The organism is Pseudoxanthomonas suwonensis, from assembly GCF_000972865.1.
Classification (GTDB): domain Bacteria; phylum Pseudomonadota; class Gammaproteobacteria; order Xanthomonadales; family Xanthomonadaceae; genus Pseudoxanthomonas; species Pseudoxanthomonas suwonensis_B.
On the sequence record NZ_CP011144.1, the window covers coordinates 3,111,492 to 3,136,743 of the forward strand.

Genomic DNA, 25,252 nt, shown 5'->3' on the forward strand with positions numbered 1-25,252 from the left:
CAGGCCGGCATGCAGGGGCCAAGCTGCCATGGGAGCAGGAGCCCGGTTCGGCTTTGGGCATCTACTCACGGACGTACTCGCATCCGGGCCGGCTGCACGCGATTCCGGACGGATGCCGGCGGCCAGTCGGGCAACAAAAAACCCCGCGATCTGCGGGGTTTTCCGGTTTCCTCGGAGCTCGTCGGAACTCCTCGGAATCGTGTCGTGGTGCCCAGGAGAGGACTCGAACCTCCACGGTTTTACCCGCTAGTACCTGAAACTAGTGCGTCTACCAATTCCGCCACCTGGGCAGGTGAGGCCGCGCATTTTGCGGGCTCGCCCAAACCTTGTCAACGCCCGCCGGCTCCACGCGGTGCTGATGCGGGTGGGGTGTACCATCCGCGCATGAAAAAACCAGGCAATCGCGGCGGGAAGGCCGCGGGCGGCGACAGCCGCAAGGGCGCCCCCGGCGGCAAGCCGGGTCAAGGCGAGGCACGGTCCGGCGGCAAGCCGGGCACGGCGCGGAGCGGCAAGGCAGGAGGCCAGCGCCAGGCGGCGCCGAAGCTGCCGCCCTGGATGCCGGAGCCGCCACCGGCCGCCGGCCGCGCAGCGAAATCGCCGCCGCCGCGGGCTTCGCGTCCCGCCGGCCCGCGCGGCGGATTCCACGATCCGCACGCCGCGCGCGAGGCCGACCGCTACGCCAATCCCATCGCCAGCCGCGAGGCGATCCTGGCGGCGCTGGAGGCGGCCGAGGGGCCGCAGAATGCGGAGGATCTGGCGCGGATCCTGGGTCTGACCGAGCCGGAACGCTTCGATGCGCTGGGCAAGCGCCTGGGCGCGATGGTCCGCGACGGCCAGCTGGTGCAGAACCGCCGCGGCGGCTTCGCCCCGGTGGAGGCGACCGACCTGATCGCCGGCACGGTCATCGCCAATCCCAACGGTTTCGGCTTCCTGCGTCCCGACGCGGGCGGCGGCGACGACCTGTTCCTGCCGCCGTACGAGATGCGTAAGGCCATGCACGGCGACCGCGTGCTGGCCAACGTCACCGGCATCGACCGCAGCGGCCGTCGCGAGGGCAGCATCGCCCGCGTGCTCGAGCGCAGGGTGAACCGGCTGATCGGCCGCTTCGGCAGCGAGGCCGGGATCAGCTTCGTGGTCCCGGACGACAAGCGCCTGCAGCGCAACGTGCAGGTGCCGCCGGACGGCACCGGCGGGGCGCGCGACGGCCAGCTGGTGGTCTGCGAGCTGGTCCAGGCGCCGGACGCTCGGCGCCCGCCGATCGGCAAGGTGATCGCGGTGCTGGGCGACAGCCTGACCCCGTCGCTGGTGGTCGAGGCCGCGATCCATGGCCACGACCTGCCGCACGAATTCCCGCCGGCGGTGCTGGACGAGGCCACGGCGGTGCCGCTGACGGTGGAGCCGTCGATGATCGGCGAGCGCGTCGATCTGCGCGCCACGCCGCTGGTGACCATCGACGGCGAGGACGCCAAGGACTTCGACGACGCGGTCTACTGCGAGGCCAACCGCAATGGCTTCCGTCTGGTGGTGGCCATCGCCGACGTGTCGCACTACGTGCGCCCGGGCACGCCGCTGGACGAGGAGGCGCAGAAGCGCGCCACCTCGGTCTATTTCCCCGGCTACGTGGTGCCGATGCTGCCGGAGACGCTGTCCAACGGCATCTGCTCGCTGAACCCGAAGGTCGACCGCATGTGCTTCGTCTGCGACATGCAGGTGGACCACGAGGGCGAGGTGACCCGCTCGAAGTTCTACGAGGCGGTGATGAATTCGCACGCGCGCCTGACCTACACCCAGGTGTGGCAGGCGGTGGGCGAGGACGATGCCGATGCCAGGGCGCTGCTCGGGCCGGTGCTGCCGCATGTGCAGCGCCTGCACCAGCTGTACCAGGTGCTGGCCAAGGCCCGCGCACGGCGCGGCGCGATCGAGTTCGAGACCTCCGAGGTCCGCTTCGTGCTCGACAACCGCGGCGAGGTCACCCAGGCCGGGATGCTGGTGCGCAACGATGCGCACAAGCTGATCGAGGAGTGCATGATCGCGGCGAACGTGGAAGCGGCCCGGTATCTGCTCAAGGCGCACATCCCCGCGCCGTACCGCATCCACGAGAAGCCGCCGGAGGCCAAGTACGCCGACCTGCTGGAATTCCTCAAGGAGTTCAAGCTGAGCATGCCGGCCTGGAACAAGGTCCAGCCTGGCGACTACACCCGCCTGCTGAAGAAGGTGCGCGAACGTCCCGACGCGGCGCTGCTGGAGTCGGTGCTGCTGCGCAGCCAGAGCCTGGCGGTGTATTCGCCGGACAACGCCGGCCACTTCGGCCTGGCGCTGGACGCCTACGCGCACTTCACCTCGCCGATCCGGCGCTACCCGGACCTGCTGGTGCACCGGGCGATCAAGCACGGGCTGTCGAAGCAGAAGCCGGAGGCCTTCCGCTACGCGCCGCGCGACATGGCGGCGCTGGCCCTGCAGTGCTCCGAGCGCGAGCGCCGCGCCGACGAGGCCGAGCGCGAGGTCGACGAGCGCTACCGCGCGGCGTGGATGGAACAGCACGTAGGCGGCCAGTTCGACGGCGTCATCAGCGGCGTGACCAGCTTCGGCCTGTTCGTCGAGCTGGACGGGTCCAAGGTCAACGGCCTGGTCCACGTGACCCAGCTGCCGCACGATTACTACCACTTCGATCCGCTGCGCAAGACGCTGGCGGGCGAGCGGCGCGGCATGCAGTTCCGGCTCGGTGATCGGGTCCGGATCGTGGTGCTCAAGGCCAGCCTGGAGGACCGCAAGATCGATTTCCGCCTGGTCGATGACAAGGGCGGCGCCGGAGGGCCGCCGCCACCGCCGCCGCGCGGCCAGCCGGCCAAGCGCAAGAAGCAGCCCTACTGATGGCCGTGCCGGTGCATACCGGCGGCTGCCAGTGCGGCGCGGTGCGCTTCCGCGTCGCCGGCGAACTGAAGGACGCCTCGATCTGCCATTGCCGGATGTGCCAGAAGGCGTTCGGCGCCTACTACGCGCCGCTGGTCTCCACCCGCGGCGCGGTCCTGGAATGGATCCGCGGCGAACCGAAGCGCTTCCAGTCCTCCAACCTGGTCCGGCGCGGCTTCTGCGCCGATTGCGGTACGCCGCTGACCTACGAGGCGCCGGACGGGGTGGCGCTGGCGGCCGGTGCGTTCGACGACCCGGCCGCGCTGGCGCCGTGGATCCAGTACGGCGTGGAGGGGAAGCTGCCCTGGGTGGACGGCCTGGCGGCCCTGCCGGCGCGGCGGACCGAGGAGGACGAGGCGGCCGCGGGGTTCCTGGCCCGGATCGTTTCCTTCCAGCATCCGGACCGCGACACCACCGGCTGGCCGCCGGAAGGCTGAGTCGTCTCCCCAGTCACCGTCGTCCCGGCGAACGCCGGGACCCAGCGTCTTTCGCTGGTGGTGCTGCACCGTCGCAAAGCCAGAGTCACTGGGTCCCGGCGTTCGCCGGGACGAAGGGGGAGTCCGGCTCGGGCGACGCCCCCGCCTCCCCCAGCCCCACGATGCGATAATGCCGGCCTTCTTCCGGCAGTCGCGCAGCATGAGCAGCAAGCAGAACCAGTGGATCGTCGGCGTCAACGCGGTGGCCTCGGCCGTCGAGAACGATGCCGAGCACGTGCGCGAGGTGCTGGTCGAGTCCGGTGCGCGCAATCCGCGCCTGGTCGAGATCGAGGAGCAGGCGCGGCGGCGCGGGATCGAGGTGCGCAAGGTCGCCACCCAGGCGCTGGACGGCATCGGCGGCAGCGTGCGCCACCAGGGCGTGGCCGCGCGCTACGCCGCCGCGCGCACCTGGGACGAGCACGAGCTGGCCGGGCTGGTCGAGGCCGCCGAAGGCAAGGCGCTGCTGCTGGTGCTCGACGGTGTGCAGGACCCGCACAACCTTGGCGCCTGCCTGCGCAGCGCCGCGGCTGCCGGCGCCACCGCGGTGGTGATCCCCAAGGACAAGTCGGCGCCGGTGAACGCGACGGTGCGCAAGACTTCGGCCGGCGCGGCCGACCGGCTGCCGGTGGTGTCGGTGACCAACCTCTCGCGCACCCTGCGCGAGCTGCAGAAGCTGGGCGTGTGGATCTACGGCCTGGCCGGCGAGGTCGATCCGTCGCTGTACTCGCTGGACCTGAAGGGGAATGTTGCATTGGTCCTCGGCGGTGAGGCCGAGGGGCTGCGCCGGCTCACCCGCGAGCACTGCGACGCGCTGGTGCAGATCCCGATGCCGGGCGACATCGAGAGCCTGAACGTCTCGGTGGCCGCCGGCGTATGCCTGTTCGAGGCCGTGCGCCAGCGGGCCTGAGGCCGCGGCGCATGCAGGACACGCAGGGGGCGTGACGATGTCGGAACCGGAACCGCGCAGGCGGGGGTGGCGGGATGCGTGGCGGCATCCTGGCCGCGCGCCGCTGGCCGGCCTGCTGCTGGTCCTGGCGCTGGCGGCGGGCGCCGCGCCGGCCGTTGCGCAGGCGCCGCAGGCCCTGGGCACGCAGGGCCGCCCGCCGGCCGACGGCCCCGGGCAGGCGCCGCCGCTGCGCGACTACGCCATCGACGCCTGGACCACGCGCAACGGCCTGCCGCACAACTCGCTGCGCGATATCGCGCAGACGCCCGACGGCTACCTGTGGTTCGCCACCTGGGAGGGCGTGGTCCGCTACAACGGCGTGGCCTTCACCGTGTTCGACCGCGGCAGCGAGCCGGGCCTGCGCGACAACGGCGTCGGCGCGCTGTACGTGGACCCGCGCGGCCGGCTGTGGCTGAGCGATTCGCGCGGCAACCTCGGCCGGCTGGAGGCCGACGGCCGCTGGGCGTTCGTCGAGCGCACGCCGCAGTGGCCGCAGGCGCTGGTCCACGACATGGCGATGGATGGGCAGGGCCGGATGTGGCTGCTGTTCGAGGGTCACGGCCTGGGTCGCGTCCACCCCGACGGGCACTTCGAATATTTCGACCCGCCGGCCGGGATCCCGCTGCGGGCCAGCTTCCCGCACATGGCCGTGGATGCGCGCGACCGGGTCTGGATCGGCACCCTCGACGGCCTGGTCATGCGTGATGCGGAGGGCGCCTGGCACCGCTTCGGCGCCGAGTCGGCGCTGCCGCCGGGCCTGGTCTGGCCCTACCTGGCACCCGACGGCACGGTGTGGCTGGCCGCCGACGGGCAGCTGTTCCGCGTCGACGGCGAACGCATCGTCGCGGCGCACGCACTGGCCGGCTCGGGCCACATCACCACCCTGCTGGCCGACCGCCGCGGTGCGCTCTGGGTCGGCACCGAGAACCGCGGCGTCGCGCGCATCGGCCCACGCGGCGTCGAATGGCTGCCGCCGGGCGAGGTGCTGCCGCGCGGGCGCATCGCCAGCCTGCTCGAGGACGCCGAGGGCAGCCTGTGGGTTGGTGCCAACGGTGGCCTGTTCCGCCTGCGCGAGACGCTGTTCACCGGCTACACCCGGCGCGACGGCCTGGCCAGCGACTACGTGCGCGCGGTGTTCGAGGACCGCGACGGCGTGCTGTGGGTCGGCAACGGCGGCGGCCTGGACCGGCGCGAGGCCGATGGCCGCTTCCGGCCGGTGCCGTTGCCGGGTGCGGGCGCCGAGGCGCCGTCGGTGCTCAGCATCGCCCAGGACGCGGACGGCGACCTGTGGGTCGGCACCTTCGCCGACGGTGTGTACCGGCTGCGCGACGGCGTGCTGCGCCGGCACTACGCGCAGGCCGACGGGGTGCCGAGCGGACACGTGCGTGCGATCGGGGTGACCGCCGACGGCACGGTCTGGATCAGCAGCCGGCGCGGCGTGGTCCGCATCGTCGCCGACGGCGTGCAGCCGCCGCCGCCGGTGCCGGGCCTGCCGCAGGGGCTGGTCACCGCGCTGGCCGGGATCGGCGACGACCTGTGGATCGGTTCGGTCGAGGGCGCCAGCGTGCTGCGCGGCGACCGGGTCGAACGGCTCGACCTGGACGCGGCCGGTGGCGGCGCGCGCACCGTGTTCGGCTTCCAGCCGGTGGGCGACGCGGTGTGGATCGCCACCGACCGCGGCCTGTACCGCTACCGCGACGGGCGCGTCTCGCGCGTCGGCCTGGAGCAGGGCCTGCCGGTGGACGCGGTATTCCAGCTGGTGCCCGACCGCCAGGGCGAAGCCTGGATCATCAGCAACCGCGGCGTGGTGCGGGTAGCGCTGGAGGCGCTGCGGGCGGTGGCCGACGGCCGCTCCTCGCGCCTGGCGCAGGTGCGGCGGCATACCGAGATCGACGGCCTGCCGAGCGCGCAGGGCAACGGCAGCTCCGCGCCGCCGGCGATCCTGCGCGGCGACGGCACGCTGTGGCTGGCCACCGCCGCCGGCGTGGCCAGCGCCGATCCGGCGCGCCTGCCGCGCTACCTGGAGCGCCCGCCGCCGCCGGCGGTGATCGAGTCGGTGCAGCGCGACGGGCAGGCGGTGGACTGGACCGCGCAGCATGCGCTGGCCGGCGGTGGCCGCATCACCGTCGCCTACGCCGGCCTGAGCTATCTGCTGCCGGAACGGATCCGCTACCGCACCCGCCTGCTCGGCCTGGACGGCGACTGGGTCGAGCGCGGCACCCAGCGCAACGTCGAGTTCGTCGGCCTGCCGCCGGGCGAGTACACGCTCGAGGTGGCCGCGGCGCATCCGGGCGGCGACTGGAGCGCGCAGCCGGCACGCTGGCGCTTCAGCGTGCGGCCGCTGTGGTGGCAGCGCGTCGACGTGCGGCTGGTGGCGACGCTGGCGGTGCTCCTGGCACTGTTCACGGCGTACCGCTGGCGCCTGCGCCGCTACCACGCCCGCAACCGCAGGCTGGAACGGCGGGTGCGCGAGCGCACCGCCGACCTGCAGGCGCAGGCCGAGCGCCTGGTCGCCGCCGACCGCGAACGCACCGAACTGCTGGAACGCCTGCGCGAGCAGGCCGAGGCCTACGGCCGCCAGGCGCGCGAGGACGCGCTCACCGGCCTGCCCAACCGCCGCCATTTCGACGAGGTGCTGGCGCGCGACCTGGCCCTGGTCCGCCGCGGCGGCCACCCGCTGTGCCTGGCGATGCTGGACATCGACCACTTCAAGCGGATCAACGACAGCTGGTCGCACGGTGTCGGTGACCAGGTGCTGCGCGAGGCCGCGCAGGTGCTGGCCGCCGAGGTCCGCGCCTGCGACCTGCTGGCGCGCCTGGGTGGCGAGGAGTTCGGACTGCTGATGCCGGACACGATGCCGGAGGAGGCGCGGCGGGTGTGCGAGCGGCTGCACGCGCACTTCCGCGCGCGCGAGGGCTGGGCCGGGATCGACGGGCTGCGGGTGACCTTCAGCCTGGGCCTGGTCGCATGCCGGCCGACCGACACGCCGGCCTCGCTGGTCGAGCGCGTCGATGCGGCCCTGTACCGGGCCAAGCACGAGGGGCGCGACCGGCTTGAGCTGGGCTGAAAGCCGTCAGCCCGGCAGCGGCGACGGCCAGGCGTTGGCGATGCGGCAGAACAGCCGCGCGGTCTGCTCGGCGTCGTACACCGCCGAATGCGCGTCCTCGGCGTTCCAGTCGAACCCGGCCGCCTGCATCGCCCGGGCCAACACGGTCTGGCCGTAGGCGATCCCGGCCAGGGTCACCGTGTCGAACACGCTGAACGGATGGAACGGGTTACGCTTGTGCCCGCTGCGCGCGACCGCGGCGTTGAGAAAGTTCAGGTCGAAGTGGGCGTTGTGCCCGACCAGGATCGCGCGCTGGCAGCCGTGGCGGCGCACCGCGGTGCGGACATGGTTGAACACGTGGCCCAGCGCGTCGCGCTCGGGCTTGGCCAGGCGGAACGGGTGGTCCAGGTCGATGCCGGTGATTTCAAGCGACTTGGGGTCGATCTCGGTGCCCGGCGCGGGCACGAAGTGCGCGCTGGCGGTCTGGCCCGGCACGAACAGGCCCTGCGCGTCCAGTTCGATCGGCACCGCGGCCATCTCCAGCAGCGCGTGCCGGTTCCAGTCGAAGCCGCCGGTCTCCACGTCCACCACCACCGGCAGGAAGCCGCGGAAACGGCGCGCCATCGCGCCGGGCGGCGCGGCCGGGGCTTCGTTGTCGGACGGGATATCAAGATCGCTTTCGCTCATGCGCACAGGGTAGCAGAGCGTCATGTGCGCCCGCCCCGCGGCGTGTGCGGGGGTGGTCTTGCTGGCGTTGTGTTGCGTCGGCGCGGACGCGGTCCGCATCGAACACGGCACGTGTGTTCGCCTGCAGCAGGGGAGCCGGAGCCGCTGTTGTAGGAGCCGGGTTCAGCCGGCGACCCGACGCCGTCGGTACAGGCGACGCCCTCGTGCTCCCGACGCCCGTGTCGCCGACTGAAGTCAGCTCCTACAAGAAGCGACGAAGCGTGGATCGTTCGCCTGCGCAGCGCTTATCGAATCGTGGGCCCGGGGCGGTTCATGGCGTGGTGCCGAGCAGCGTGCCCTCGGCGCGCATCCGTTCCAGCATCGTCGCGCCCTGGACGAGGAAGTCCGCGTCGGCATCGACGCCGGCCTCGGCCGCCAGCGCCTGCAGGGAGCCGCGGCCGCTGCGGCCACCTTCACCCAGCAGTTCCAGCAGCCGGTAGACCAGTGGCGAGATCGCGGCGAAACGCGCCTGGCCCTGGGTGTCGCGGCGCACCAGCAGCAGCGTCGGCGCTTGCGGCGGCGCGGCGGGGTGGTGCTCCGGCCCGATCGTGTGCACCGGCCATTGGTAAGCCAGCGCGCGCACGTAGGGCGAGACAACCGGAATGCCGTCCAGCAGGTCGCCCGCCGGATCGTGCGGCGGCAGTGGGCTGTCGTCGATCTGCACCGCCAGCTCGATCCATTCGTAGTGCGCCAGTTCGACCAGCCAGGGCGGGTCGCCGGCCTCGCCGCCGTGCTGGCCGGTGCGGTCCTCCAGGTAGCGGATGAATTCGCGCGCCAGTTCCGGGAACAGCGGGGTGCGGCTGCGGTGCTCGGCGTAGAAGCGCCGCACCAGCGCGGTCCAGGCCTGGTCGCCGAGAGTGCGGCGGATCACCGGGAAGTTGCCGCCGAGCAGGCCGGCGATGTTGTTGAAGAACAGGTCGCGGTAGATCGCCATGCGCCGCGCCTCGATCCCGGGCGGTGGCGGATTGGCCTCCGGGTCGCGCAGGTGCGCGGCGAAGGCCGCCTGCTGCTGGCGCAGGTCAGGCACGGGCGGCACCGGCGGAGGCTGCGGGCGCCGCAACCGCCTGCAATCGGCGGACGTGCGCGATCTCGTCCAGCAGTTCGGCCAGCGGCGGCAGGTTGAAGTCGCGCTCGAGCAGGGTTGGGCGCACGCCGTGCAGGCGGTAGGCCTCGGCCAGCAGGTCCCAGACGTCGCCCTTCACCGGCGCGCCGTGGGTGTCGACCTTCAGGTCCTCGGCTTCGTCGAAGTGGCCGGCCACGTGATAGGAAGCGATGCGGTCGCCGGGCATCCGCGCGAGGAAGGCGTGCGCGTCGTAGCCGTGGTTGATGGCGTTGACGTAGACGTTGTTCACGTCGAGCAGCAGGTCGCAGTCGGCCTCCTCGAGCACGGCGGCGACGAACCCGGCCTCGTCCAGCGGCGGGGCGCCCTGCAGCGGCGGATGGGCGGCGTAGTAGGAGACGTTCTCCACCGCGATGCGCCGGCCGAGCAGGTCCTGCACGCGCCGGATCCGTGCGCCGACGTGGCGCACGGCCTCGTCGGTGAACGGGACCGGCATCAGGTCGTAGAGATGGCCGTCGTCGGTGCAGCTGCTCAGGTGTTCGCTGTACAGGGCCACCCGGTGGCGGTCGAGGAAGCGGCGGGTCTTGCGCAGGAAGGTCTCGTCCAGCGGTTCGGTGCCGCCCAGCGACAGCGACAGGCCATGGCAGGTCAGCGGGTGGCGCGCGGACAGCTCGTCCAGCGCCTCGCCCAGCCGCCCGCCCACGCCGATCCAGTTGTCCGGCGCGCATTCGAGGAAATCGAACGCGCCGGCGGGCGCGGCGCGCAGCTCGTCGAGCATCGCGCGCCGCAGTCCCAAACCGGCGCTGGCGCCAGGCAGTGTCATCGGTGGCCGGCCTGGATCTCTTCGCACCTGCAGGATCCGATCCTTTGATTACCCGCACATGGATGTGCGGTGCTGTTGCGAGGGATTCGCATCATCGCTGTGCGGGCTTTTGCGAGGGATTCGCATCAAAGAGGGCTGTTGCGAGGGATTCGCGCTAAACCCTCACGCCATCCCGCCGCACTTGCCCTCGCCACACTTGCCTTCCCCGCACTTGCCCTCGCCGGCCTTCTTGTCGCCGGCCTGCTCGCCGCACTTGCCCTCGGTGCCCTTGGCGGCGTGGTGGGCCTTGCGCTCGGCCTCGTCGATGAAGCCGTCCTGGTTGGCGTCGATCTTCGCGAACTGGTCGGCCTTGTCCGGATGGGCGGCGACGAACTCGGCCTGGGAGACGCGGCCGTCCTTGTCGGTGTCGACCTTCTCGATGCCGCACTTGCCTTCGCCGCACTTGCCCTCTTGGGCCTTGGCCGCGTCGCCGGCCGCGAGCATGTAGCCCTGCGCCAGCGGCTGCATGGCGAAGGCGGCGCCGGTCAGGGTCAGGCCGGCGAGGGCGGTGCCGAGCGCGAGGGCGGCGGGTTTCTGCTTGGACATGGCATGTGCTCCGGGATGCTGTGGATAGGCGCGGGACGCGGCGCGCCCGGCCGCCGGGGGGAGGCCAAGTCTACCCCCGGACCGTTATCCCGGTGTGGGCGCGGTCAGACCGCGCCGGTGGTGGTGCTGGTGTCGTCGCGCTTGTCGCGGGGCGGCAGCGGCTGCTCGCCGTGGATCAGGAACCAGACGTTCTCGGCGATGTTGGTGGCGTGGTCGCCGATCCGCTCCAGGTTCTTGGCCATGAACAGCAGGTGCGTGCATGGGGTGATGTTGCGCGGATCTTCCATCATGTAGGTCAGCAGCTCGCGGAACAGCGCGGTGTACTGCTGGTCCAGCCGCGCGTCGTTCTCGCGCACCTGCAGCGCAAGCTCGCCGTCGTTCTCGCGGTAGGCGCGCAGTGCCTGCCGCACCTGGCCGGCGGCCAGCAGGCCGAGTGCGCGCAGGCCGGTGGTGTGCGGCATCGGCGGGGCGGCGTTGAGCGCGATCGAGCGCTTGGCCACGTTGGCCGCGTAGTCGCCTATGCGCTCGATGTCGGCCGGGATGCGCAGGCCGGCGAGGATCTCGCGCAGGTCGCGCGCCATCGGCCCGCGCAGGGCCAGCAGCATCACGTCATGGCTGATCCGGCGCTCGGCCTCGTCGATGGATTCGTCGTTGGCCACGATCCGGCGCGCGGCGCTGTCGTCGCGGCGCTCGACCACGTCCAGCGCCGCCTCCAGCTGGGCCACCGCGGTCAGGCCCATGCGCACGATCTCCTCGACCAGGTGGCGCTGCTCCTCGTCGTAGCTCTTGACGATGTGTTCGTGGGGCTGGGTGGTGCTCATCAGCCGAACCTCCCGGTGATGTAGTCCTCGGTCTGCTGCTTCGAGGGGCTGGAGAAGATGACCTGGGTGCGGTCGTGCTCGATCAGGTCGCCCAGGTACATGAAGGCGGTGAAGTCGGACACGCGCGCGGCCTGCTGCATGTTGTGGGTGACGATGACGATGGTGTAGTCGCGCTTGAGGTCCGCGACCAGCTGCTCGATCCGGCTGGTCGAGATCGGGTCCAGCGCCGAGGTCGGCTCGTCCAGCAGCAGCACGTCCGGGCGCAGGGCCACGGCGCGGGCGATGCACAGGCGCTGCTGCTGGCCGCCGGACAGGCCCAGCGCGCTCTGGCCGAGCTTGTCCTTGACCTCGTCCCACAGCGCGGCCTGGTGCAGCGCGTGCTCGACGCGCTCGGCCATCTTCGACTTGGACAGGCTCTCGTGGTGGCGGATGCCGTAGGCCACGTTCTCGAAGATGGTCATCGGGAACGGCACCGGCTTCTGGAACACCATGCCGACCTTGCTGCGCAGCCGGTTCATCGGGTACTTGGGCGAGAGGATGTTCTCGCCGTCCAGCAGCACCTCGCCGCGCGCTTCGAGCTTGGGGTACAGCGCGTAGATGCGATTGAAGATGCGCAGCAGGGTCGACTTGCCGCAGCCGGAGGGCCCGATCAGCGCGGTCACGCGCTTCTCCGGTATCTCCAGGTTGATGTCCTTCAGCGCATGGAACTTGTCGTAGTAGAAGTCCAGGCCGCGCGCGGCCAGCTTGATCGGCGAGGCGACGCCGGTATCGGCATGGGACGCCACCGCGATGCGCTGCATCTCGGGCGGGTGGGCGGCGGATTGGAGGTCATTCATGGCCGGGTTCCGGGAAAAGTCAGTCGTGGACGATCTTGTTGCGCAGGAGCAGGGCGCGCGCGGCCAGGCTGACCAGCAGCACGAACACGGTCAGCACCAGGGCGCCGGCCCAGGCCAGCACCTGCCAGGATTCGTAGGGGCTGGCGGCGAACTGGTTCATCACCACCGGCACCGAGGCCATCGGCTGGAAGACGTTGGTGTTCCAGTACTGGTTGCCGAAGGCGGTGAACAGCAGCGGCGCGGTCTCGCCGGAGATGCGGGCCAGGGCCAGCAGGATGCCGGTGAGGATGCCGGCCAGGGCGCTGCGGTACAGCACCTGCACGATCACCTTCCACTGCGGGATGCCCAGCGACAGCGCGGCCTCGCGCATCTGCACCGGCACCAGGCGCAGCATCTCGTCGGTGGTGCGCACCACCACCGGCAGCACGATGAAGGCCAGCGCCAGCGCGCCGGCGAAGGCGGAGAAGTTGCCGCCGGTCTGCATCACGAACAGGGTGTAGACGAACAGGCCCAGCACGATCGAGGGCGCCGACAGCAGGATGTCGTTGACAAAGCGCACCACGATGCCGGCCTTGCGCGCGTTGCCGTACTCGGCCAGCCAGGTGCCGGCCGCGACTCCCAGCGGGGTGCCGATCGCGATCGCCAGCGCGCACATCACCGCGCTGCCGAAGAAGGCGTTGGCCAGGCCGCCTTCCTGCATCGGCGGCGGGGTCATCTGGGTGAACAGCTGCCAGTTGATCCCGGCGATGCCCTTGACGACCAGCGTCCACAGGATCCAGCCGAGGAAGAACAGGCCGAACACCGCGGTGACGCAGGCCAGCAGCAGGGCGATCGCGTTGACGATGCGGCGCTTGGCGTAGAGCCGGTTGGAAGCGGAAATGGCGGCCATCAGTTGCCCTCCCTGCGCGACAGCTGCATCAGCATGAAGCGGGCGATCGCCAGCACGATGAAGGTGACGATGAACAGGACGAAGCCCAGCAGCAGCAGCGCCGAGCGGTAGGTTTCGGTGGCCTCGCCGAAGTCGTTGGCGATCAGCGCGGCGATGGTGGTGCCCGGCTCCAGCAGCGAGGGCGTCAGCCGCACCGAGTTGCCGATCACGAAGGCCACCGCCATGGTCTCGCCCAGGGCACGGCCCAGGCCGAGGAAGATGCCGCCGATCACCGCCGAGCGGGTGTAGGGCAGGACGATGTCCCAGCTCACTTCCCAGCGGGTGGAGCCCAGCGCGTAGGCCGATTCCTTCAGCCGCGTCGGCACGGTCAGGAACACCTCGCGCATCACCGAGGAGATGAACGGGATGACCATGATCGCCAGCACGAAGCCGGCGGTGAGCATGCCGATGCCCAGCGGCGGGCCCTGGAACAGCGGTCCGATCAGCGGCAGGGTGCCGAGGTGGTCGTTGAGCCAGGGGGTGCCGTATTCGGTCATCACCGGCACCAGCACGAACAGGCCCCACATGCCGTAGATGATCGAGGGGATGCCGGCGAGCAGCTCGATCGCGGTGCCGACCGGCCCGCGCAGCCAGCGCGGCGCGACCTCGGTGAGGAAGAAGGCGATGCCGAAGCTGACCGGCACCGCGATCAGCATCGCGATCAGCGAGGTGACCAGGGTGCCGTAGATCGGCGCCAGCGCGCCGAACTTGTACTCGACCGGATTCCATTCGGACGAATAGAAGAAGCTCAGGCCCTGCGCCTCCAGCGCATGGCGGCCGCCCCACAGCATCGACAGCGCCGCGCCGGCCAGCGCGACCAGCACGAACACCACGCAGGCGACCAGCGCGTAGCGGAACAGCCGGTCGTTGCGCGCGTCGCGCAGGTCGTGGGAGGGAAGGGCTGAGGGGAGGGTGGTGGCGGTCATGTGATTCCGTCGTTCCGGCGGAGGTCGAAGTGCTTTTCAACAGCCGGATGGCTGGTTAAACCGGAACCCGGTGAACAGCAGTTCCGTGTCCGTTACGGAGGGCGCTGAAATTCCGTCATTCCCGCGTAGGCGGGAACCCAGTGACTTTCGCTTTACCGGTTAACAGCAGCATCAACAGCGCAAGTCACTGGATCCCCGCCTCCGCGGGGATGACGCAATGGCAAAGGCGGTCGTGCGAGCACGACCGCGCCATTGCGTCACTTGAACTCCGCCGCCCAGTACGCTTCGATCTGCTGCACCAGTTCCGGCGGCAGCGGCACGTAGTGCAGCTCCTGCGCCTGCGGCTGGCCCTGCTCGAAGGCCCACTTGAAGAAGTCCAGGGTGGCCTGGCTGCGCGCCGCGTTCTTGGCCTGCTTGGGCACCAGCATGAAGTTGGTGGCGGTGATCGGCCAGGCCTGCTCGCCGGGCGCGTCGGTGATCACCAGGTTGAAGTCCTGTGCGCCGGCCCAGTCGGCGCTGGCGGCGGCCGCGGCGAAGCTGTCGGCGTTCGGCTGCACCCACTGGCCGGCGGCGTTGCGCACCGACGCGTACGGCATGCCGTTCTGCAGCGCATAGGCCAGTTCGACGTAGCCGACGCCACCCTTGATCTGCTTGACGTAGGCGGCCACGCCCTCGTTGCCCTTGCCGCCCACGCCGACCGGCCACTGCAGCGAAGTGCCTTCGCCGACCTTCTGCTTCCACTCCGGACTGACCTTGGCCAGGTAGTTGCTGAAGTTGAAGGTGGTGCCCGAGCCGTCGGAGCGGTGGACGATGGTGATCTTCTCCGCCGGCAGCGCCAGGCCGGGGTTGACCGCGGCGATGGCCGGGTCGTTCCAGGTCGCGATCTTGCCGAGGAAGATGTCGGCCAGCAGCGGGCCGGTCAGGCGCAGCTGGCCCGGCTCCACGCCCTGCAGGTTGAACACCGGGACCACGCCGCCGATCGCGGACGGGAACTGGCCCAGGCCCGCGGCGGCCAGCTCGTCGCTGGGCAGCGGCTTGTCGGTCGAACCGAAGTCGACGGTGCCGGCCTTGATCTGGGCGATGCCGCCACCGGAGCCGATCGACTGGTAGTTGACCTTGTGGCCGGTGGCCACGTTGTAGTCGGCCGACCACTTCGACACCAGTGGATAGATGAACGAGGCGCCCGCGCCGGAGATCTGCGCGGCGACCTGGTCGCCCGCGGCGGGCGCACCGGCCGCGGGCGGGGCGTCGGCACCGGCAGCGGTGTTGGCATCGCCGCCGGGCTTGCACGCGGCCAGGGCCACGCTGGCGGCCAGGGACAGGACGAGGAGTCGGACCGGGGAGGGCTTCATGGGCTCGCTACGGGTCTGGCCGGACAGGCCGGCGGATGGGACACATGAAATGATGTTTTTGTGACAGCCGTATGACGCCGTGCCCGGATCCCCGACGGACGGCAGGATGGCGCGCACAAGTCATTGATTTAAAAAAGAAAGAGCGCGGACCAGTGGCCCGCGCTCCGGGTGAACGGCAAGGGGAGAGAGGCTTGCCGCTCAGTACTTCAGGTTCTGCGCCCAATAGGCCTTGATCTGGTTGACCAGGGCGTCCGGCAGCGGCACGTAGTCCAGCTGGCGGGCCTGGTCGTCGCCGTTGGCGTAGACCCAGGTGAAGAAGTCCTTGGTGTTCTTGGCGCCGGCGACGTTCTTGGGCTGCTTGTACACCAGGATGAAGTTGGTGGCGGTGATCGGCCAGGAGTTGTCGCCCGGCGCGTTGGTCATCACCAGGAAGAAGTCCTTGCTCTTGGCCCAGTCGGCGCTGGCGGCGGCCGCGGCGAAGGATTCCTCGCTCGGCTGCACGAACCTGCCGGCGGCGTTCTTCAGCGAGGCGTGCGAGAGCTTGTTCTGCTGGGCGTAGGACAGTTCGACGTAGCCGATGCCGCCCTTGATCTGCTTGACGTAGGCGGACACACCCTCGTTGCCCTTGCCGCCGATGCCGGCCGGCCACTGCACCGACGTGCCTTCGCCGACCTTGGTCTTCCACTCCGGGCTGACCTTGGACAGGTAATTGACGAAGTTGAAGGTGGTGCCCGAGCCGTCGGAGCGGTGCACGACGGTGATCTTCTGGTCGGGCAGGGCCAGGCCTGGGTTGAGCGCGGCGATGGCCGGATCGTTCCACTTGCTGATCTTGCCGAGGAAGATGTCGGCCAGGGTGGCGCCGTCGAGCTTGAGCGCGCCCGGGGCGATGCCGGCCACGTTGAGGATCGGCACCACGCCGCCGATCACCGACGGGAACTGGGCCAGGCCGTACTTGGCCAGTTCTTCGGGCTTGAGCGGGGCGTCGGTGGAGCCGAAGTCGACGGTGCCGGCCTTGATCTGGGCGATGCCGCCGCCGGAGCCGATCGACTGGTAGTTGACCTGCTTGCTGGTCGCGCCCTTGTAATCGGCCGACCACTTGGTCATGACCGGATAGATGAAGGACGCGCCGGCGCCGGTCACGTCGTTGGCGTGGGCGAGGGAAACGGACGAGGCGGCCGCGATGAACGCGGCGGCGACGCGGGACTTGAACGTGACGTTCACGGGGAAGCTCCTGGCTAGGGGCGGATCGGGTGGTGGCGGGATGCGGGCTGCATCCATCCCGGCCATTGCATAACCGGCCGATGACAGCAGCGCGTAGTTCCGATGACCGCCATGTGACAACCGCTGCGATCCGGCACCGGGTGCGGTCGCGCGGCAGCGCTGGCCCGCCGTCATCCATTTGTCATCGTGGGTACGCGCGGCTGTCAGATTCCGGTCGCAAGCTGCGCGGCGTTTAACGGGTGCTTCACGTCCTCCTGCAGGACGGCATCCGCGTACGCAAACCACCACCCACCCGGAGAGTCCCATGCGTTATTCCTTCCTCGCCGTCGCGCTCGCCGCGGCCCTGGGCACCGCGACCTTCGACGCCACCGCCGCCGACAGCGCCGAGCTGGCCGAACTGAAGGCCCAGCTGAGCGCCCTGCAGGCCCGCGTCGCCGAACTGGAGACGCGCACCGACGCGCAGTCGGACATCAACGTCGGCACCCAGCAGAGCATCGAGAGCATCGCCGCGACCACGCCCAAGCTCGAGACCAAGGGCGGCATCAAGGTCACCTCGCCGGACAAGAAGTTCGAGGCCTCGCTCGGTGGCCGCATCCACTTCGACGCCTACGCCTTCGACCGCGACATCGCCGCGACCACCGGCACCACCGAATTCCGGCGCGCGCGCCTGACCCTGGCGGGCAAGGCGCTGGGCTGGGACTACAAGGTCGAGCAGGACTTCGCCGCCGGCACCAACCTGGACGGCCTGCGCGACGCCTTCATCGCCACCAGCCTGTGGGGCGGCAAGGCCACCATCGGCCACTTCAAGCCGTACCGCTCGATGGAGGAACTGACCAGCTCCAACGAGATCCTGATGATGGAGCGTCCGTTCGCATCGGCCACCGGCCTGTTCAGCGGCCGCCAGTTCCAGCAGGGCGTGGGTTACCAGCGTGGCGGCGAGAACTACACCGCCGGCTTCACCGTGTTCAACCTGCGCGGGGCTTCCGGCGTGCGCAACGAGGGCGTGGGCGCCTCCGGCCGCGTGACCTTCGCGCCGATCAACAACGACAACGAGACCCTGCACTTCGGCGGCTGGGCCAGCCTGGAGAACAACAACCAGGGCTCGGCCGACCTGTCGGCGGTGGCCAACTACGCCGGCCGCCGCGGCCCGGCGCAGACGATCGCCACCACCACCGGCGCCAGCCGCAACCAGGTGACGGCCTACGGCCTGGAAGCGGCCGGCTCGTTCGGTCCGCTGTTCTTCCAGGGCGAGTACGTCAACGCGACGTTCGGCCAGCCGCTGGGCCGCGACCAGGACGTGACCACGTGGTACCTGCAGGGCAGCTGGCTGCTCAACGGCGGCCACAAGGGCTACAAGCCCGCCACCGGCATCTTCGGTTCGCCCAAGGTCGACAGCAAGGGCCTGTGGGAGTTGACCGCGCGCTACGACACCATCGAGAACAAGGACATCGCCGACCGCGAGGCGACCAGCGTGATCCTGGGCGTCAACTACTACGTCAACGCCAACCTGCGCTTCATGTTCAACTACACGCAGGGCGACAACCAGGTCAACGGCGACGAAACCGGGCAGTACGCGCTGCGTACGCAGTTCAGCTGGTAAGAGATGGCGGTTGTTGTTGCAGGAGCGCCCCGCATGTGCGGGGCGTTCTTTTTTAGGGGGGGCGACGCGACCTGATGGGCCTCGCCGCTGCGCGCGACGATGCGATGTCCTCTTGTAGGAGCCGGGTTCAGCCGGCGACGCGACGCCGTCGGCACAGGTGACGCCCTCGTGTTTCCGACGCCCGTGTCGCCGACTGAAGTCAGCTCCTACAGGAGAGCGGCCGCGCCGGTGCTGTTGTAGGAGCCGGGTTCAGCCGGCGACGCGACGCCGTCGGCCCAGGCGACGCCCTCGTGATCCCGACGCCCGTGTCGCCGACTGAAGTCAGCTCCTACAGGAGAGCGGCCGCGCCGATGCTGTTGTAGGAGCCGGGTTCAGCCGGCGACGCGACGCCGTCGGCCCAGGCGACGCCCTCATGGTCCCGACGCCCGTGTCGCCGACTGAAGTCGGCTCCTACAGGAGAGCGGCCGCGCCGGTGCTGTTGTAGGAGCCGGGTTCAGCCGGCGACGCGACGCCGCCGGCGCAGGCGACGCCCTCGTGATCCCGACGCCCGTGTCGCCAGCAAGCTGGGCTCCTACAACGCCGGGTCGCCGGGGGTCTTGTCGGGGTAGTGGCACAGGTCGCGGACCACGCAGCGCGGGCACTCGGGCCTGCGTGCCTTGCACACGTAGCGGCCATGCAGGATCAGCCAGTGGTGCGCGTCCTGCAGGAACTCCGCGGGCACGCGCCGCAGCAGCGCGTCCTCGACCGCGCGCACGTCCTTGCCCGGGGCCAGGCCGGTGCGGTTGGCGACGCGGAAGATGTGGGTGTCCACCGCCATGGTCGGCTCGCCGAAGGCGGTGTTGAGGACCACGTTGGCGGTCTTGCGGCCCACCCCGGGCAGCGCCTCCAGCGCGGCGCGCTCGCGCGGCACCTGGCCGCCGTGCTCTTCGACCAGGATCCGGCAGGCGGCGATGACGTTCCTGGCCTTGGCGTTGAACAGGCCGATGGTGGAGATGTATTTCTTCAGGCCTTCCTCGCCCAGCTCGAGGATCGCCTGCGGGGTGTTCGCCACCGGGTACAGACGGCGGGTGGCCTTGTTCACGCCGACGTCGGTGGCCTGCGCGGAGAGGATCACCGCGACCAGCAATTCGAACGGGGTCGTGTATTCCAGTTCGGTGGTCGGGTGCGGATCCAGTTCGCGCAGGCGGGTGAACATCTCCTGCACTTCGTCGCGGGTCATCAGGGTGCTGCGACGCGCCGCAGGCTTGCCCGCGCCGGTGCGCTTGGTGGCCGATGCTCCGGCAGCGGCCGGGGCGGCCGCCGGGCGGCGCCTGGCGGGCGGGCTCATCCGGATATCCGCCCGGCGGCCTTGGCCCGGGCGCGCGCCAGCGCGGCCGCCGCTGCCGGCGGAAGTGCAGGTGCGGAAGCTGCGGGAGCGCCGGCCGCGGCCACCGGCGGTTCCGTGACCGCCGCGGCGGACGCGCGCCGTGCGGCGCGTTCGGCCGCCCGTCGCGCCAGCCGCGCCGCGCGGGCGCGGTGGCGTTCGCGTGCGTCCCAGGCGGTGCGCAGCTGCCGCTGCGCGGCCAGCAGCGGAGCGTCTTCCGGATCGCCGCTGGCGGCGTGGTCCATCAGCCCGGCCTGCAGCGCGCCGTCCAGGTCGCCGGCGCGCAGCAGCGACAGCAGCCGCTGGCGGGTTTCCTGCGCGGGATCGGTGGGACGGGCCATGGTCAGCGGTTGCGGAACTGCGGCTTGCGCTTTTCCAGGAACGCGGCGGTGCCCTCGCGCATGTCTTCGCTGGCGAACAGCAGGGCGAACTGCGCGGTCTCGAACTGCAGCCCTTCCTCGATCCCGCATTCGCCGCCGAGCACCACCGCGTCGAGCACGCCGCGCAGCGCCAGCGGCGCGGCGGCGGCCAGCTGCGCGGCCAGCTTCATGGTCTCGGCCTCCAGTTCGGCTGCCGGCACCACCCGGTTGACCAGGCCCAGCTGCAGCGCGCGTGCGGCGTCGACCGGGGCACCGAGCAGGCACAGCTCCAGCGCGGCGGCGCGGCCGGCCAGGCGCAGCAGGCGCTGGGTGCCGCCGAACCCCGGGATCAGGCCCAGGCCCACCTCCGGCTGGCCCAGGCGGGCGCTGTCGGCGGCCACGCGCAGGTGGCAGGCCATCGCCAGTTCCAGGCCCCCGCCCAGTGCGTATCCGTTCACCATTGCGACGACCGGCTTGGGCAGGCGCTCGATCCGGCGCATCAGCCGTTGCCCCACCAGGGAGAACTCGCGTCCCTCGATCGCGGTCAGGCCGTTCATCTCGGCGATGTCGGCGCCGGCGACGAACGCCTTGGAACCGCTTCCGGTCAACACCAGCGCGCGTATGCCGGCATCCTCCGCGGCCGCGGCGAACGCGGCATCCAGCGCCTCCAGGGTCTGCCGGTTCAGGGCATTCAGCTTGTCCGGGCGGTCGACGGTAAGGACGCGGACGCCGTCGGTGTCGCGGCTGAGGACGGGGCTGGCCGTCATGGGGTGGACTCCTGGGTCGGGAATGTGAAGGCGGCGGCCGGAACTTCCCGCCACGAGGGCGGTCCGAAGCCCCGACCCGCGCTGGCGGGCCGCCAGTGCGGCGGCTATCCTAGCGCGTCCGCTACTGCCGGGACCCACCCGGCACCACCCCTCTCCGGAGAAAGATCCAGATGAAGTTGCGTCCGATCGCTGTCGCCATTGCGGCCCTGGCCCTGGCCGGCAGTGCCTTCGCCCAGGACACCACGTCCGAGAAGGGCAAGCTGAGCTACTACTTCGGCTACGACTACGGCAACAACCTGGCCGAGCTGGCCGAGCGCGGCGAGCCGATCGACGTGAATTCGGTGGTCAAGGGCGTGCAGGATGCCCTGGGCAAGAAGCAGCCGGCGATCACCGCCGAGCAGCTGCAGCCGGCGCTCGAGGCCTTCCAGAAGCGCGAGCAGGCCCGCGCCCAGCAGGCCAAGGCGCAGTACGACAAGGCCGCCGCCGACAACAAGACCCAGTCCGACCAGTTCCTGGCCCAGAACCGGGCCAAGGCCGGCGTGCAGACCCTGCCCAGCGGCGTGCAGTACCGCATCCTCGAGGTCGGCAACGGCGCCAAGCCGACCCAGGCCAGCAACGTGCAGCTGGAAGTGGCCGGTCCGTTCCCGTTCGGCCAGCGTCCGGAGCAGGCGCGCCCGGCGCAGCAGATCCCGAGCATCAAGGTCAGCGACGTGGAGATGGCCGCCATGCGCGAGGTCCTGGTGCAGATGCCGGCCGGTTCCAAGTGGGAAGTGGCGCTGCCGCCGGACAAGGCCTACGGCGCCGATCCGCGCACGCCGTTCCCGCCGAACGTGGCGGTGGTGTTCGAGATCAAGCTGGTCGCGGTCAAGTAAGTCCGCATCCAGTCATTCCCTTCTGCGCCGGCTGATGCCGGCGCAGTCGTTTCTGCGGGGCGCGAACCGCGCTACGCTTGCTCCGGATGTCCGCCCGCCCGTGCTGTCGCTCTTCTTCCCGCCTGCCAGCGCCACCTCTTCGCCGTCGAGCCCGTGCATCCGGGTGTGCCGGATCGATGCCGACGGCCTGTGCCGCGGCTGCCTGCGCACCGGCGACGAGATCGCGCGGTGGTCGCGGCTGGACGAAGGCGAGCGGCGGCGCCTGATGGAGACCGTATTGGCCGACCGCGCGCGCGAACGTTTCCGTTTCCTCGAGCAGCTGCGTGAGCACGACCGGGTCAGCGGCGTGCTGCATCCGCTGCGCGATCCGCCCGGCGGCGATGGCTGGAACCGTTCCGAGCTTGACGACCTGTTGCCGCGCGAGGCGTCGCTGGCCGAGGCCGCGGTGCTGGTCGGCCTGGTGCCGCGCGATGCGGGCACCCAGGTGCTGCTGACCCGCCGCACCGACGCGCTGCGCCACCACGGCGGCCAGGTCAGCTTCCCCGGCGGGCGGGTCGAGCGCGACGATGCCGGCGTGCTCGGCGCGGCGTTGCGCGAGAGCCAGGAGGAGATCGCGTTGGCCGCCGCGCAGGTCGCGCCGCTGGGCTACCTCGATCCGTTCCTGACCATCAGCGGCTTCCGGGTCACGCCGGTGGTCGCGGCGATCGACCCGGACTACGTGCCGCGGCCGCATCCTGACGAGGTGGCCGAGGTGTTCGAGGTGCCGTTCGACTTCCTGATGTCGGCCGGGCACCTGCACCAGGTCGAGATGGAGTTCCGCGGCCGCCGCCGCAGCGTGCTCGAATACGACTGGCCTGGCCAGCGCATCTGGGGCGCGACCGCGGCGATTCTGTACAACCTGCGGCGAAGGCTGGAGGAGGGCGCATGAGCATCGGCCACCTGGACACGCTGGTGTCCGTCGACACGCTGGCCGCGGCGCTGGGCGATCCGTCGCTGCGCCTGGTCGATGCGCGCGCGGTGCTCACCGATCCGGCCGCCGGCCGCGCGGCATGGGTGGCGTCGCACCTGCCCGGCGCGGTGCACGCCGACCTGGACCGCGACCTGTCCGAGCATGCGCTGGCCGGGCAGGGCCGGCATCCGCTGCCGTCCGCGGACGCATTCGCGCGCCGCCTGGGCGAGTGGGGCATCGGCCCGCAGCACGCGGTGGTGGTCTACGACGCCGGCGACGGCAGCATGGCCGCCGCGCGTTTCTGGTGGCTGCTGAAGCTGCTCGGGCATCGCCGCGTGGCGGTGCTCGACGGCGGCCTGGCCGCCTGGCGCGCGGCCGGCCTGGCAGAAACCGCGGCGGCGGACGCGCCAGCGCCGCTGTCGTCGTACCCGGCGACCGGCTTCGACCGCGCGCGCATCGCCGACGCCGGCGACCTGCTGTCGCGGTTGGGCGAGGCGCCGGGCTGGCTGCTGGATGCCCGCGGCGGCGAGCGCTTCCGCGGCGAGGTCGAGCCGATCGACCCGGTGGCCGGGCATGTGCCCGGCGCGCTCAACCGCCCGTTCGCACAGAACCTGCGCGACGGCCGCTTCCGTCCGGCTGCGGAGCTGCGCGCCGAACTGGAGCCGCTGCTGCACGGCCGCGCGCCGTCGGACACGGTGCTGATGTGCGGCTCCGGCGTCACCGCCTGCCACCTGCTGCTGGCGATGGAGCACGCCGGCCTGCCGGGCGCGCGGGTCTACGCCGGTTCGTGGAGCGGCTGGATCGCCGATCCGTCGCGGCCGGTGGCCACGGGCGCGGCCTAGGCGGAGCCGTCCGCCGCCGCGGGATCAGCGGTAGTAGCCCTGCCGCAGGTTGATCCCGTGCTCGAGCCAGGCCTTCATCGCGCACAGCATGCCGGTCCAGCCTTCGCAGTTGCCGTAGGAAGCCTTCAACCCCGCGTCGGTCTGCGACCAGCCGTGTTCGGAGATGCGCACCAGCGTGCGCCCGTCTTCCAGCGGTTCGAAGTCCATGACCACCGTGGTCCTGCGCTCGCCCTGCGCGTCCGGCTCGACCGAGCCGTCGGCCGCGTCCCAGCGCAGGACGATGCGCCGGTCCTGTTCCACCTCGGTCACGTGGACCGGGAAGGCGCCGGGGAAGTCGTGGAAATCCCAGGTCACGACAGTGCCTGGCTGCAGGCGCCCGCGTGCGCCGCCGGTGGTGAAGTACTGCGACAGCCGGTCGGGGTCGACCACGGCTTCGAACACTTCTTCGACTGGCCTGGCGATCCGGCCGCTGATGGTGAATTCCGGTTGCATGTGCGTGCTCCCGTTGTGCCGGCCGCGACGCGGCCTACTTGCCCAGCCGCGCCAGCAGCGCGCGCAGGCCGGCCTGGGTGTCGGGCTCGTACCAGCCCTCGACGAAGCGGTCCAGGTGCAGGCGGTCCGGGTCCAGCGCCTGGACCAGGTCGGCGCGGGCCAGCGCGCGGGTCTGCAGCATCGGCGCGCGCGGCAGGCGCAGCAGGTTCTCCAGCCAGGCGACCGCGCGCGGCAGCACGTGGTCGGCCTCGGCCAGTTCGTCGACCAGGCCGATCTTCAGCGCTTCCTCCGCGGGCACCATGTGGCCGGCGACCAGCAGCCGCTCGGCGCGGTGCTGGCCGATCACGCGCCGCATCAGCTGTTGCGCGCCGTCGGGCACGGCCAGGCCGACCTGGGTCTCGTTCATGCCGATCGCGAAGGGCTTGGCCGGATCCGGCGAACGCGCCATCACCCGGTAGTCGCAGCACAGCGACAGCACGCAGCCGCCGGCCGGGGCGTGCCCGGTGATCGCGGCGACCACCGGGATGCGCAGTTCCGCCAGCGCCCGCGCGGCGCCGAAGAACGCGCCCCAGGCCGCGCGCAGCGCGTGCCGGTCCTCGCCCAGCGCCATCAGGTGCGGCACGTCCAGCCCGGCGGAAAAGATGCCGGGCGCGCCGGACAGCACCACCGCATCGGCATCGCCGGCCACCGCGTGGTCGAGCGCGGCGATCAGCGCACGGCACAGCGCCGGGTCGAGCGCGTTGACCGGCGGCCGCGCCAGGCGCAGCTCGCGGATGCGGCCGTGGTCGAAGGTCTGCACGTGCGCAGTCATGGTTGGTCCAGTCCCGGCGGAAGCGTGGCCGCTATCATAGGCGCATGCACATGCGACCGATCCTTCTCGCCCTCCCGTTGCTGCTGGCCGCGGACATCGCCCCGGCGGCCGGGCCCGCCATCGACTCGCTGGGTTGCCTGGCGATGCAGGACGGCTGGATCCGCCAGCCGCCCGCGCCGCGGCCGATGCTGGCCGGCTTCGGCCGCATCGCCAACGGCTGTGCCGGCGAACAGGTCGTAGTGGGCGCGCGCAGTCCGCGCTTCGGTGAGGTGTCGCTGCACGAGACGCGCATGGTCGACGGCGTCAGCCGCATGCGTGAGGTCGAGCGTCTGCCGGTCGCCGCCGGCGGCGAGGCGCTGCTGCGGCCCAGCGGGTTGCACCTGATGCTGATGCGTCCCGACCGCGCGCCGGCCGAGGGCGAGCGCGTGCCGCTGGTGCTGGTGCTGGCCGACGGCACCGAAGTGCCGGTCGAACTGGTGGTTGCCAAGGAGCCGCCCGGCCACGGTCGCTAGGCGGAGCGCATCGTGCGCCGGCGTGCATT

General features: G+C 71.2%; 24 protein-coding genes and 1 tRNA gene. 9 read left to right on the forward strand and 16 right to left on the reverse strand.

Annotated elements, in window-relative coordinates:
• Window positions 1-205: 205 nt before the first annotated feature.
• Window positions 206-290: transfer RNA gene (locus WQ53_RS12830), tRNA-Leu, on the reverse strand.
• A 94-nt stretch (window positions 291-384) separates the two neighbouring features.
• Here WQ53_RS12830 and rnr point away from each other — a divergent pair.
• The 4 genes from rnr to WQ53_RS12850 all read left to right on the forward strand — a co-directional run bounded on the left by rnr (window position 385) and on the right by WQ53_RS12850 (window position 7,399).
• Window positions 385-2,871 carry a ribonuclease R gene (gene rnr / locus WQ53_RS12835; protein ID WP_052632979.1) on the forward strand — a complete coding sequence of 829 codons (2,487 nt, stop codon included), beginning with the start codon at window positions 385-387 and terminating at the stop codon, window positions 2,869-2,871.
• On the forward strand, window positions 2,871-3,347 hold the full coding sequence (locus WQ53_RS12840) for a GFA family protein (protein WP_052632981.1): 477 nt from the start codon (window positions 2,871-2,873) through the stop codon (window positions 3,345-3,347). The genes rnr and WQ53_RS12840 overlap by 1 nt, the downstream gene beginning before the upstream one ends.
• A gap of 199 nt (window positions 3,348-3,546) precedes the next feature.
• On the forward strand, window positions 3,547-4,293 hold the full coding sequence (gene rlmB, locus WQ53_RS12845) for a 23S rRNA (guanosine(2251)-2'-O)-methyltransferase RlmB (protein ID WP_052634081.1): 747 nt from the start codon (window positions 3,547-3,549) through the stop codon (window positions 4,291-4,293).
• Between the two features lie 37 nt (window positions 4,294-4,330).
• Window positions 4,331-7,399 carry a ligand-binding sensor domain-containing diguanylate cyclase gene (locus tag WQ53_RS12850; protein WP_082113025.1) on the forward strand — a complete coding sequence of 1,023 codons (3,069 nt, stop codon included), beginning with the start codon at window positions 4,331-4,333 and terminating at the stop codon, window positions 7,397-7,399.
• Window positions 7,400-7,405: 6 nt separating this feature from the next.
• Here WQ53_RS12850 and rnt read toward each other — a convergent pair whose 3' ends face one another.
• The 10 genes from rnt to pstS (WQ53_RS12900) all read right to left on the reverse strand — a co-directional run bounded on the left by rnt (window position 7,406) and on the right by pstS (WQ53_RS12900) (window position 16,656).
• Entirely contained in the window at window positions 7,406-8,071 is a 666-nt protein-coding gene (rnt, locus tag WQ53_RS12855) for a ribonuclease T (protein ID WP_428992292.1), read from the reverse strand.
• Window positions 8,072-8,375: 304 nt separating this feature from the next.
• Entirely contained in the window at window positions 8,376-9,131 is a 756-nt protein-coding gene (locus WQ53_RS12860) for an HvfC family RiPP maturation protein (protein ID WP_052634083.1), read from the reverse strand.
• Complete coding sequence (locus WQ53_RS12865; RefSeq protein ID WP_052632985.1) at window positions 9,124-9,987, reverse strand: HvfB family MNIO-type RiPP peptide maturase; 864 nt, start codon at window positions 9,985-9,987, stop codon at window positions 9,124-9,126. The genes WQ53_RS12860 and WQ53_RS12865 overlap by 8 nt, the downstream gene beginning before the upstream one ends.
• A gap of 162 nt (window positions 9,988-10,149) precedes the next feature.
• Window positions 10,150-10,572, reverse strand: coding sequence for an HvfA family oxazolone/thioamide-modified RiPP metallophore (locus WQ53_RS12870; protein ID WP_082113026.1), 423 nt, complete (start codon window positions 10,570-10,572; stop codon window positions 10,150-10,152).
• 104 nt (window positions 10,573-10,676) lie between these two features.
• Window positions 10,677-11,393, reverse strand: a complete 717-nt coding sequence (gene phoU / locus WQ53_RS12875) for a phosphate signaling complex protein PhoU (RefSeq protein WP_052632987.1) — start codon at window positions 11,391-11,393, stop codon at window positions 10,677-10,679.
• Complete coding sequence (gene pstB, locus WQ53_RS12880; protein WP_052632990.1) at window positions 11,393-12,229, reverse strand: phosphate ABC transporter ATP-binding protein PstB; 837 nt, start codon at window positions 12,227-12,229, stop codon at window positions 11,393-11,395. Before pstB ends, phoU begins: the two co-directional genes overlap by 1 nt.
• A 19-nt stretch (window positions 12,230-12,248) precedes the next feature.
• A complete protein-coding gene (gene pstA, locus WQ53_RS12885) occupies window positions 12,249-13,118 on the reverse strand; it encodes a phosphate ABC transporter permease PstA (RefSeq protein ID WP_052632992.1) in 870 nt (289 codons plus the stop codon).
• Entirely contained in the window at window positions 13,118-14,083 is a 966-nt protein-coding gene (gene pstC, locus WQ53_RS12890) for a phosphate ABC transporter permease subunit PstC (RefSeq protein WP_052632994.1), read from the reverse strand. The genes pstA and pstC overlap by 1 nt, the downstream gene beginning before the upstream one ends.
• 257 nt (window positions 14,084-14,340) lie before the next feature.
• Window positions 14,341-15,435 (reverse strand): phosphate ABC transporter substrate-binding protein PstS, encoded by a 1,095-nt coding sequence (gene pstS / locus WQ53_RS12895; RefSeq protein WP_052632996.1) that lies wholly within the window; start codon window positions 15,433-15,435, stop codon window positions 14,341-14,343.
• Between the two features lie 198 nt (window positions 15,436-15,633).
• The gene (pstS, locus tag WQ53_RS12900) at window positions 15,634-16,656 is read right to left on the reverse strand and encodes a phosphate ABC transporter substrate-binding protein PstS (protein ID WP_052632998.1); all 1,023 of its coding nucleotides are present in this window, start codon (window positions 16,654-16,656) and stop codon (window positions 15,634-15,636) included.
• A 304-nt stretch (window positions 16,657-16,960) separates the two neighbouring features.
• Between pstS (WQ53_RS12900) and WQ53_RS12905 the strand changes: the two genes are divergently transcribed.
• Window positions 16,961-18,256, forward strand: a complete 1,296-nt coding sequence (locus WQ53_RS12905; RefSeq protein WP_052633000.1) for an OprO/OprP family phosphate-selective porin — start codon at window positions 16,961-16,963, stop codon at window positions 18,254-18,256.
• 571 nt (window positions 18,257-18,827) lie between these two features.
• Here the strand turns inward: WQ53_RS12905 and nth are convergent.
• From nth to WQ53_RS12920, 3 genes are all read right to left on the reverse strand, one after another.
• Complete coding sequence (nth, locus tag WQ53_RS12910) at window positions 18,828-19,475, reverse strand: endonuclease III (protein WP_052634084.1); 648 nt, start codon at window positions 19,473-19,475, stop codon at window positions 18,828-18,830.
• 104 nt (window positions 19,476-19,579) lie between these two features.
• A complete protein-coding gene (locus tag WQ53_RS12915) occupies window positions 19,580-19,960 on the reverse strand; it encodes a hypothetical protein (protein ID WP_052633003.1) in 381 nt (126 codons plus the stop codon).
• A gap of 2 nt (window positions 19,961-19,962) precedes the next feature.
• Window positions 19,963-20,745 (reverse strand): enoyl-CoA hydratase/isomerase family protein, encoded by a 783-nt coding sequence (locus WQ53_RS12920; protein ID WP_052633006.1) that lies wholly within the window; start codon window positions 20,743-20,745, stop codon window positions 19,963-19,965.
• Window positions 20,746-20,915: 170 nt separating this feature from the next.
• Between WQ53_RS12920 and WQ53_RS12925 the strand changes: the two genes are divergently transcribed.
• From WQ53_RS12925 to WQ53_RS12935, 3 genes are all read left to right on the forward strand, one after another.
• Window positions 20,916-21,617 carry an FKBP-type peptidyl-prolyl cis-trans isomerase N-terminal domain-containing protein gene (locus tag WQ53_RS12925; RefSeq protein WP_052633008.1) on the forward strand — a complete coding sequence of 234 codons (702 nt, stop codon included), beginning with the start codon at window positions 20,916-20,918 and terminating at the stop codon, window positions 21,615-21,617.
• A 103-nt stretch (window positions 21,618-21,720) separates the two neighbouring features.
• Window positions 21,721-22,545 carry a CoA pyrophosphatase gene (locus WQ53_RS12930; RefSeq protein ID WP_052634085.1) on the forward strand — a complete coding sequence of 275 codons (825 nt, stop codon included), beginning with the start codon at window positions 21,721-21,723 and terminating at the stop codon, window positions 22,543-22,545.
• Window positions 22,542-23,408: a sulfurtransferase gene (locus WQ53_RS12935; protein ID WP_052633010.1), complete on the forward strand. Its 867-nt coding sequence runs from the start codon at window positions 22,542-22,544 to the stop codon at window positions 23,406-23,408. The genes WQ53_RS12930 and WQ53_RS12935 overlap by 4 nt, the downstream gene beginning before the upstream one ends.
• 24 nt (window positions 23,409-23,432) lie before the next feature.
• Here the strand turns inward: WQ53_RS12935 and WQ53_RS12940 are convergent, their stop codons facing one another.
• Complete coding sequence (locus WQ53_RS12940; RefSeq protein ID WP_052633012.1) at window positions 23,433-23,900, reverse strand: SRPBCC family protein; 468 nt, start codon at window positions 23,898-23,900, stop codon at window positions 23,433-23,435.
• A gap of 34 nt (window positions 23,901-23,934) precedes the next feature.
• Complete coding sequence (locus tag WQ53_RS12945; RefSeq protein WP_052633014.1) at window positions 23,935-24,711, reverse strand: enoyl-CoA hydratase/isomerase family protein; 777 nt, start codon at window positions 24,709-24,711, stop codon at window positions 23,935-23,937.
• A 44-nt stretch (window positions 24,712-24,755) separates the two neighbouring features.
• Here WQ53_RS12945 and WQ53_RS12950 point away from each other — a divergent pair, with 44 nt between their 5' ends.
• Window positions 24,756-25,223 (forward strand): copper chaperone PCu(A)C, encoded by a 468-nt coding sequence (locus WQ53_RS12950; RefSeq protein WP_052633016.1) that lies wholly within the window; start codon window positions 24,756-24,758, stop codon window positions 25,221-25,223.
• The last annotated feature ends 29 nt before the right edge of the window (window positions 25,224-25,252 follow it).

Excerpts from the sequence above, each read along its gene's own strand:
- pstS (WP_052632996.1), bottom strand. The coding sequence starts at position 15,435 with ATGAAGCCCTCCCCGGTCCGACTCCTCGTCCTGTCCCTGGCCGCCAGC.
- WQ53_RS12905 (WP_052633000.1), top strand. The coding sequence starts at position 16,961 with ATGCGTTATTCCTTCCTCGCCGTCGCGCTCGCCGCGGCCCTGGGCACC.
- WQ53_RS12840 (WP_052632981.1), top strand. The coding sequence starts at position 2,871 with ATGGCCGTGCCGGTGCATACCGGCGGCTGCCAGTGCGGCGCGGTGCGC.
- WQ53_RS12850 (WP_082113025.1), top strand. The coding sequence starts at position 4,331 with ATGTCGGAACCGGAACCGCGCAGGCGGGGGTGGCGGGATGCGTGGCGG.
- WQ53_RS12920 (WP_052633006.1), bottom strand. The coding sequence starts at position 20,745 with ATGACGGCCAGCCCCGTCCTCAGCCGCGACACCGACGGCGTCCGCGTC.
- WQ53_RS12865 (WP_052632985.1), bottom strand. The coding sequence starts at position 9,987 with ATGACACTGCCTGGCGCCAGCGCCGGTTTGGGACTGCGGCGCGCGATG.
- WQ53_RS12915 (WP_052633003.1), bottom strand. The coding sequence starts at position 19,960 with ATGGCCCGTCCCACCGATCCCGCGCAGGAAACCCGCCAGCGGCTGCTG.
- WQ53_RS12925 (WP_052633008.1), top strand. The coding sequence starts at position 20,916 with ATGAAGTTGCGTCCGATCGCTGTCGCCATTGCGGCCCTGGCCCTGGCC.
- pstA (WP_052632992.1), bottom strand. The coding sequence starts at position 13,118 with ATGGCCGCCATTTCCGCTTCCAACCGGCTCTACGCCAAGCGCCGCATC.
- pstC (WP_052632994.1), bottom strand. The coding sequence starts at position 14,083 with ATGACCGCCACCACCCTCCCCTCAGCCCTTCCCTCCCACGACCTGCGC.
- WQ53_RS12940 (WP_052633012.1), bottom strand. The coding sequence starts at position 23,900 with ATGCAACCGGAATTCACCATCAGCGGCCGGATCGCCAGGCCAGTCGAA.
- nth (WP_052634084.1), bottom strand. The coding sequence starts at position 19,475 with ATGACCCGCGACGAAGTGCAGGAGATGTTCACCCGCCTGCGCGAACTG.
- WQ53_RS12870 (WP_082113026.1), bottom strand. The coding sequence starts at position 10,572 with ATGTCCAAGCAGAAACCCGCCGCCCTCGCGCTCGGCACCGCCCTCGCC.
- pstB (WP_052632990.1), bottom strand. The coding sequence starts at position 12,229 with ATGAATGACCTCCAATCCGCCGCCCACCCGCCCGAGATGCAGCGCATC.
- phoU (WP_052632987.1), bottom strand. The coding sequence starts at position 11,393 with ATGAGCACCACCCAGCCCCACGAACACATCGTCAAGAGCTACGACGAG.
- rnr (WP_052632979.1), top strand. The coding sequence starts at position 385 with ATGAAAAAACCAGGCAATCGCGGCGGGAAGGCCGCGGGCGGCGACAGC.
- rlmB (WP_052634081.1), top strand. The coding sequence starts at position 3,547 with ATGAGCAGCAAGCAGAACCAGTGGATCGTCGGCGTCAACGCGGTGGCC.
- WQ53_RS12935 (WP_052633010.1), top strand. The coding sequence starts at position 22,542 with ATGAGCATCGGCCACCTGGACACGCTGGTGTCCGTCGACACGCTGGCC.
- WQ53_RS12950 (WP_052633016.1), top strand. The coding sequence starts at position 24,756 with ATGCACATGCGACCGATCCTTCTCGCCCTCCCGTTGCTGCTGGCCGCG.
- WQ53_RS12945 (WP_052633014.1), bottom strand. The coding sequence starts at position 24,711 with ATGACTGCGCACGTGCAGACCTTCGACCACGGCCGCATCCGCGAGCTG.